The organism is Bartonella grahamii ATCC 700132 (assembly GCF_000518085.1).
Classification (GTDB): Bacteria; Pseudomonadota; Alphaproteobacteria; order Rhizobiales; family Rhizobiaceae; genus Bartonella; species Bartonella grahamii.
Genome location: NZ_JACX01000034.1, coordinates 2501 through 10944, shown reverse-complemented (window position 1 = coordinate 10944; position 8444 = coordinate 2501). Strand labels below are relative to the sequence as shown.

The 8444-nt window shown below is 39.5% G+C and carries 6 protein-coding genes; 3 read left to right on the top strand and 3 right to left on the bottom strand.

Features of this window, described 5'->3' with window-relative positions; genetic code table 11:
- Positions 1-969: 969 nt before the first annotated feature.
- Positions 970-1983, bottom strand: a complete 1014-nt coding sequence (locus U736_RS0107940; RefSeq protein ID WP_015856823.1) for a sensor histidine kinase — start codon at positions 1981-1983, stop codon at positions 970-972.
- 22 nt (positions 1984-2005) lie between these two features.
- Entirely contained in the window at positions 2006-2800 is a 795-nt protein-coding gene (locus U736_RS0107935; RefSeq protein ID WP_015856822.1) for a response regulator, read from the bottom strand.
- A gap of 168 nt (positions 2801-2968) precedes the next feature.
- Here U736_RS0107935 and U736_RS0107930 point away from each other — a divergent pair, with 168 nt between their 5' ends.
- The 3 genes from U736_RS0107930 (at position 2969) to U736_RS0107915 (ending at position 5380) form a co-directional block, all read left to right on the top strand.
- Positions 2969-3172, top strand: a complete 204-nt coding sequence (locus U736_RS0107930) for a NepR family anti-sigma factor (protein ID WP_015856821.1) — start codon at positions 2969-2971, stop codon at positions 3170-3172.
- Positions 3173-3179: 7 nt separating this feature from the next.
- Complete coding sequence (locus U736_RS0107925) at positions 3180-3734, top strand: RNA polymerase sigma factor (RefSeq protein ID WP_015856820.1); 555 nt, start codon at positions 3180-3182, stop codon at positions 3732-3734.
- Between the two features lie 224 nt (positions 3735-3958).
- On the top strand, positions 3959-5380 hold the full coding sequence (locus U736_RS0107915; RefSeq protein WP_026500607.1) for a sensor histidine kinase: 1422 nt from the start codon (positions 3959-3961) through the stop codon (positions 5378-5380).
- 849 nt (positions 5381-6229) lie between these two features.
- Here the strand turns inward: U736_RS0107915 and U736_RS0107910 are convergent.
- Complete coding sequence (locus U736_RS0107910; RefSeq protein WP_026500606.1) at positions 6230-8215, bottom strand: M23 family metallopeptidase; 1986 nt, start codon at positions 8213-8215, stop codon at positions 6230-6232.
- Positions 8216-8444 lie beyond the last annotated feature (229 nt).

Sequence of the window (8444 nt, the reverse complement as noted above, 5' to 3'; positions counted from 1 at the left end):
TGTCCGTTCCCCCTTTGAGATGTCCGTTCCCCCTTTGAGATGTCCGTTCCCCCTTTGAGATGTCCGTTCCCCCTTTGAGATGTCCGTTCCCCCTTTGAGATGTCCGTCTATAGTGAATTAATCAAAGTCATTGGCTTGCACGTCATAAAAGGCTGTGTGTGGGCTTTGTGTTGGTGAGAAATATTTGAAAAAAGACTAAAATGCCCCTTATGAACGCTCTCAAAGGTCAATGGCTGTTGCAACATGAGGGACAAAGGGTATGATAATGCTCAGCTACTACTTTTATGAAGTGAAAAGAGGTATGAAGGTAAAGAAGGATGGGGAGTAAAAAGGGGCGTGCTTGATGGTTCACTTTACGGGGGATATTATATTTTATTTACAGACACTGTTTTGAAATGAGCGTGGATGCGCTGGGAAATATTAAAAAAGTGCGTGAACGAAAAACACAAGTGTATTCTGTTTTAGGATGTCCTATTGTATCTGAAGAGGATATCTCCATTAAAGAATGCGATAAATAAAAGCATAAAATGTGTAATTTTCATCAATTGATTGTCGTTGTCGTGGATGCTTTAAGCCCGTAAAGTTGAAGAGTGATGATGGATGTTAGCTTTACTCCTTGAAATTTCATATTCTGCCAAAATGAAATTGTATGTGCATTGCGAAAGTTACACAAAAAGAGGTGGGTAATAGGTTCGCTTTTATTTGGCATATAAAAGCTGAAACGGTTTGCTCTTCATCGTTTTGGTTTCTCTCTTAAAATATGCGGTTATATGAGGGATGGAAGTTGATTGACAGCGGGAATGGACTTTATGTGGTTTTCAGTTCTCATCGTTAAGGTTTTGGGGAACTATTAGGGGACATAGTGGTTGGTTTAAAGAGGCTGGAAAATATCTTTGTGCTTAATAAAATAGATGAGAAATTTTGCTAAAAAAGGGGAAACTTCTCTTGTTTATTGTTTGAAATGCTCTTTTAAGAAAAAATATCAAAATAAGTATCAGGAACAGAGAGACAATAGACAATTCCTTCTTTTGTCAATTTGAGGGAAGCGGAACCATTTACGGAAATGGGAACGATTTTTTCGAGAACGGCACTACCAAAACAGGCTTTTTTATTGTTTGTGGGAGGGATGCCAGATTCAAAATTTTCATGCCAAGTGATGATAAGTTGCGTTTTGCCATTCAGTTTTGTTTCGATTTCACAGCGTACACAGATGCTACCCTTTTCTTGGGAAAGGGCTCCAAAAGAAAGAGAATTGACAATTAGTTCATGAAAAGCCAAACCAATATGCAAAGCGGCATTGGGAAAAAGATAAGGATCTACGCCTTCAAGTGAAAAACGTTCTGTTTCTTTCATAAAATAGCCTAAAGCCTGCGTTTGGACCAATTCGCGAAATTGAGCACCACGCCAATCGGAATCAGTGATCAGATCTTGAGAATGAGAAAGAGAATGAAGACGACCTTGAAATTTGCGTAAGAAAACCTGAAGAGATTCAGTATAGCGGGCGGTTTGGCTGGCAATACTTTGAATGATCGCTAGAAGATTTTTAGAACGGTGACTGACCTCGCGAAGAAGGATTTTCAGCACTTGTTCACGGCGGCGTAAGCCGGAAATATTAACACCGGTAGTGATAATACCGATAATGTCTCCGTTATCATTACGATGGCAATCAATAGAAAATTTGTACCAAATCTCTTGTTTTTTTGTATCTTCAAAACGTGCTTCAACAGTTTGCATTTTGCCACTCGCTAAAACTTGCAGTTTGATGGTTTCCATATTGTCTGCAAGGTCAAGCGAAAAAAAGTCGCTGTCACGACACCCAACCCGCCATTTATTGTGCAAATGGTGTGGCAAGTTTTCAGCCCATAAATAAACCAGATTTGTTGCCTGATAGAGAACACAAATATCAGCACCACGAATCGCTTGCATGAGCGCACTCATATGAGATCTATCCATGGGAGGCTTTGAAAGAGGCGTAACGATCATAATTTTAAGATGTTACTCTGTTCTAAGCCGCTTTAGAAGCATTCTCTTGAAAAAATAAAGCTTGGGAAATAAGCGCTTTCACCATATCAGGGTTAAAAGGTTTGGTCACTAAAAAAGTTGGTTCTGGACGCTCGCCGGTCAGCAGCCTTTCGGGAAAAGCCGTGATGAAAATCACCGGTATACGGTCATTTTTCAAAATCTCGTTGACCGCGTCAATCCCTGAACTGTTATCGGCTAATTGAATATCAGCCAAAATCAACCGTGGTTTTTTCTTATGATACATGATGACAGCTTCATCACGCGTGCGCGCTATTCCTACAACATGATGACCTAAGCTTTCTACCATTTGCTCAATATCAAGCGCAATAAGAGGTTCATCTTCAATAATCATTACTTCAGTGGCAATTTGTTGAGAAATATCAATGGATGCTTGGTTGAGAAGCTTACGGAATTCTTTCGTATCCAGATTCATGATTTCGCTGGCTTCTTGTTCATGAAATCCTTCAACGGCAATGAGCAAAAATGCTTGGCGTGCACGGGGCGTGAGATAGGATAATTTGGCACTGGTTTTTTGTTCAAGACCAAATTGGGGCAGGGGTTCAGGGATGTTCGGTGTAGTTTGGTCAAAAAGATGGCAAAAAAGCCAATAGGTACCAATTCGGTCACTGGATGCTTTGGGAAAAATGGAGATATCGGCGATGAGTGCTTCCAACATCGCTGACACATAAGCATCGCCAGAGGATTGGCTACCGGTGACAGAGCGGGCAAAACGCCGAAGATAGGGAAGATGCGGGGCAATGCGCGTTGATAATGACATAATTTATAACTCCTTTGACCTTTCAAGCATTTTGTTGGTTGAAATTCCCAACAGATAAAAAAGTTCCTTGATTTGTATGGAACTTTTTACCGACAGCTATATTTACAACCATAAGGCGAAAAATTCTTCGCGGTGCTACTGATATTATATGGATTAGGGGGATGAAAAATGAACGACCGTGATGAAAAAAATCTCACCACACAATTTACAGTTGGAGATGATCTTCTCGGGGTCAATAGCGAAATAGCACGGAAGTTACGTCAATTTTACATGGAAATTCAAGAAGAAGCACTGCCACGGTGTTTGCTTGAGCTTTTAGAGAAGTTGGAGCGCGCAGAGCAATTTGGCTTAAACAATGTGGAAAAGGTTTGAATCCTTTATGTCAAAGTGCGCGAAAAACTTTAAACAAGAACTCCTTTTGGTGTTGCCGGCTTTACGAGCTTTTGCTGTTTCTTTAAGTGGCAAGCAGGATAAAGCCGAAGATTTGGTCCAAGATACTGTTATGAAGGCATGGGCTAAGCAAGATAGTTTTGAGATGGGAACCAATCTTAAGGCTTGGCTTTTTACCATTTTGCGCAATGAATTTTACAGTCAAATGCGTAAAAAGGGAAGAGAAGTTCAAGATACCGATGGCGTGTTTACTCAAAATGTCGCTGTTCATCCGGCTCAATATGGATCGCTTGATTTGCAAGATTTCAAAAAAGCCTTAAATTTGCTTTCTGCCGATCAAAGAGAAGCCATTATTCTCATTGGCGCATCGGGGTTTTCTTATGAAGATGCTGCGGCTATTTGTGGTTGTGCTGTTGGAACCATTAAAAGCCGTGTGAGCAGGGCGCGTAATCGATTACAAGAACTTCTCAAGGTGGATGGTGAGTCTGATTATGGTCCTGATTCTTATTCAGCTGGAAGTACATTGTGTTCATTTAACGGCTAAAAAAGCATAATAATTATGATCGATAGCCTTGTTTTTTTTATTCCCGTTATAGCTATTACAGTAAAGTCAGCATCTGAGGAAATTCAGAGTGTTTGGCGTGTATCCTTAGGAACACAAGAAAAGCCTGTATAAACTTTCCTACGGGTTTTAGGTTTTATGTTCCATAAGGTTGCCTTCCTTTGTGCTGAAAAATGACGACTTTCAAGTTCGCCAATGGACATTCTATGACAACAAAAACAAATTTGATGCCTCAAATGCCTTCTTCTGATGCAACGATATCACGCTGGCGGTGGGTAGCGATTGTTGTTTCTCTTGTTATGGCTCTTTTGGCATCGGTTTTTATTATGTTGCTTTCAAATGCCGTTGATCGAGAAGTCGCACAGTTGAATACAAGTTCAGAATTGCGCGAACAGGCTGATTTGGTCCTTATTAGCTTGATTGATATGGCTGTTGCTGATCGCAGCTATGCAAAAACGCGCAAGGCGGAAGATAAAATACGTTTTGAAAATGCAGAGCGGGAGTTGGGGGATATTCTCGATTATATCGCACTTATTGTTTATGCGCATCCACAATGGGATGAATGGTTTACGGCTTTTAAAAAAGAGGTTGAAGCACGAAAAGCATTTATGAATGCCCATATGCATGCTCTTGATGCGATTCCTGAACAACCTTCTCATGCTGCCTCTTTTGAAGTATCAAAGATTCCTGTGGCACGTTTAGCTCAATTGATGACAAGCTTTATTAATGGGGATGATGTAGTGCGACAAAAACAGCGTGAGGGTATCGCATTGATGCGGGCTGCTTTGACATTGGCGGCTATTGTTTCCGTTGTGAGTACTTTTATTTCTGCCTATTTTGTTATTAATCGTTTTCATCGTGATGTACGCTCTTTAAAATTGTATCAATTGCTGCTTCATAGCGAAAATATCGCTCTGGAAGCCCGCGTGAAAGAACGAACACAAGAATTAGAAAGAGCACGCAATCACGCTGAAAAAGAACGCCAACGGGTTGAAATATTGTTGCAGGATGCAAGCCATCGCATTGGCAATTCTCTTGGGACGGTGTCTTCTTTACTGGGGCTCCAGTTAAACCGGAGCAAAAATGAAGAGGTACGTTCTGTTCTAGGGGCTGCACGTGATCGTATTCAGACAATTTCTACAGCACATCGTCGTTTGCGCTTAAGTGATGATATGGAAACGACTTTTTTGGCAGAGTTTCTCAGTTCTGTTGTGCATGATGTCGAATTGGCTGTCCCTTTTGAATTGCGTGAAAACATTGCCATTCACACCAACTTTAAAGATTATCGCCTGTCTTCAAGAGATGCGACAACACTTGGAATTATCCTTGGTGAATTGTTGACAAATTCCTTAAAACATGCCTTTCCAGATCAACGTACGGGTCATATTTATATCTCTTTTGGTCCCCAGGAAGATGGACAATTGATGCTCATTGTAGAAGATGATGGCGTGGGAATGAAAAGCCAAACTTTAGAACAAAAAACAGGGCTTGGTCGTGTGGTCGTGGAACAGCTCTGTATGCAATTTGGTGAGAAACCTCTGTTTGAAACTTCTGCTTTAGGAGGCACAAAGATTGTCATTCCTTTGCCAAAACTCAGCATGAATAGTTTAAAAAAAAGCTCTGACTGATTTTTTAAAGAGATAAACTCTTTGCTCTCTGCTTGTTCGTTTTAATAAAAATGAGAATAAAATATGACTTAGATAACGCGGACACAGCACCATTCATATTAGCTTGCCAATTGTCTTCAAGAGAAGAAACTTTGCTTCTTCATCTTTTGGTTTCTTTGTTTTCGCTTTGTTGACTCCGATTATAGGCTTTAAAAATTCTCCTGTTTTTGTGTGCTTTATAGCTTTGAAGTGCTTAAGTTAAAATTTAAATTTATTTTGAATAAGAGCTCCTTTAAGCCAATAATACTTATATTAGTAAGCTCGATTTCTTTTCGAAGATATTGTTTTTTCAAGTTTTGTTATTTTTTGTAAGGCATGTAAAACTTTAAATATGGGGTGTTTTTGTAAAAGTGTGTAACGAATATTCTTAAGGATAATTTGTTCATAGAGTTCATGAAACACCGTCCTTTAGGGCTATGAACAGCATAAGCATTCAACAAGTGAAATCTCTTCAACAAGAAGTCGGGTTGTTTATAGAATGATATGGGTTTTAGAATCTTCATCCTTTAGAAAAACTCACCTTTGATTAAAATTTTATTGCAGGGAAAATAAGAAGATTTTATCGTTTTGATAAAACAAACAAGAAGACTTAGCCTTTTTGGGTTTCATATTTTGCACTTTTCTATTGTGCGTATACCTGCAAAGGGGAGGGCGTTTTATTTTTAATCATTGTTATGCGGCCTTGGGTGGTGGCATATTTCGCGTATTCTTTACAGATATTTAAAGTGCGGAAATCTCGTTGAGAAAAATAAGCGCTAAAGCATATTTTGTAGATGTTTTGAGTCGTAAAAATGCAGATGCTTTTATGCTTTAAGTTTCTTCGGAGGGTGTTATCGGGCTGTTGATCAAGGCATCAATATTGTTTTTTTCTTGTAGGAATGTTTGTAGGTCTTGATTGGTTAAGGCTTTGCTATCCGGTATACGGATGCGCATGGGATCAACTTTGACGCCATTGACAATGATTTCAAAATGACAATGGGGACCGGTTGCCATTCCTGTTGTTCCAACATACCCAATGATTTGTCCTTGTCGTACTTTCACGCCTGGTTTGATGTCTGGTGCATAACGGCTTTGGTGTGAATAACTGCTGACATATCCATTGGCATGTTGAATTTCCGTGTGATTTCCATAGCCACCTGTTACGCCTACTCTTGTGACAATACCATCTCCTACAGCAATAATGGGTGATCCTTTAGGAGCAACCCAATCAACTCCCGTATGCATGCGGACATAACCTAAAATAGGATGTTTGCGTGGACCAAAGGGGGAGCCAAAAATTCCATTTGGTGTGGGTTTGCGCAGCAAAAAAGGCTTTGAACTCCTCCCTTCAGAATCATAATAATCAACGCTTCCATCTTTTAATTGATAACGGTAATATTTATAAGTTGTATTTCCAAAAGTTGCGCTAATATAACGAATTTCTGGATCAGTGTTTTTGGATGCTTCCTTTGCTTTCAAGTTCTTTTTGCCGTTTTGGTTTTCTTTATCGCTTTGTGGCACGGCATAAAATATTTCGATTTGATCATTGGGGGTTATCGGACTTTTCATGTCAATATTGGTGGCAAGCAGACGAATAAGCCGATGAGAGAGAGATTGTGATATATTATGGCTTAGCAAGGCATTATAGAGTGCATCATAAGCTGTTGGTAATTGCGCGCTATTGATATAAGAATGCGGAATACCATTTTGAAAAGCCGTTTTAAGAGCTTTAGACATTTTAGGCTCTGTGCTTTCAATGAATTGGCCTTTATCATTCAGCGCAATGGTGAGAACATGATACATTCCTTGATAGATACTTGCGCGTACGAGATGGTCTTCTTCACCAGCTTGTGTCACGATACCAATGCGTAAAAGACTTCCCTCTTTAAGGGTATCGGAAAAACTCATTTTTTCTAGCGTTTTTACGACCTGTTCAATTTGCTTTTTTGTATAACTGGTTTTTTTGAAAGCATCGGCTATCTTTTGTTTTTTACGAATAGGAATAATATCTTCAACATAGTTTTTTGTCAGATCGATACGGTGACTTTGAGGAGAAACGGTTACATTTTCTTGAACAATGCGAACTTCAGGGGATTCTGTACCTTGGGAATCAGTGGATGCATCTTCTAATTTTAAAGGATCAATCAATGTGAGAACTGAAAGAAGTTCGGTACTTTTTTCTAAAGTAAACCCAGCTTTTTGCACTTCTTGTTGTGCCTCTTCATCTGTCAGCGTATCGTTGTCGTCAAAATCGAATTGATTTACCTTAAAATCATAGCTGCGTAAGGTGATTTTTGTTTCAACCTTTGCTCCATAAATCTGTCCAGAATCTTGTGGTTTGGCGCTTTGATTGTTCGAATCACTGGCAAGAATGCTTAAAGAATCAAATTTTGGATAGCTATATTTCTGGGGGCGCTTTTCGGCTAAAGCCATACGAATCCATTCAAAATGTTGTGTTTGAATAACTTGTTCATCGCCTTTTTTTTGCAGAATCGATAGTTCAAATTGACGTTTGCTGTCAAAGCTTTGCCGTGCATGGGTGGGAGAAATACGATCACCTTTATACCCATTGGCCTCAGGATCTTGTGCGTGTGAGAGATTTTCTTTTGTAAACCATTGTGGAGGGGTTACCAATCGCTGTTGTTCATCAAGAGCCGTAAAAAGTGCAATACCCATAAGAATGCAGGAAGTGATTCCCGTCAGAACGGTTCCCGTAAGCCAACGGGCCGAAACTTGTCGGCGCGCAGGACGCAAGCGTTTGACGACAAGAGCAGGGTCCTGTCCGGGATCGTTTTTTTGTTGTTCGTTATCCCACATAGATTTTAAGAGTACTTTTTCAATATTAAATAAAGAAAGCTAGCATAGCTTAGCATGTTTCTACAAGAATTTGATTCTTTTTACAAATTACAGATCATACGAATTCTCTTTATACAGTAATGTCTTTATGAATCGTACCTGTTCAGAAAAATTTCCTTATTAAAGTAACATAAAACAAGCGTTATTGTGATTAATCCATTCCTAGGCACTTCCTATTTTTATGCATTGC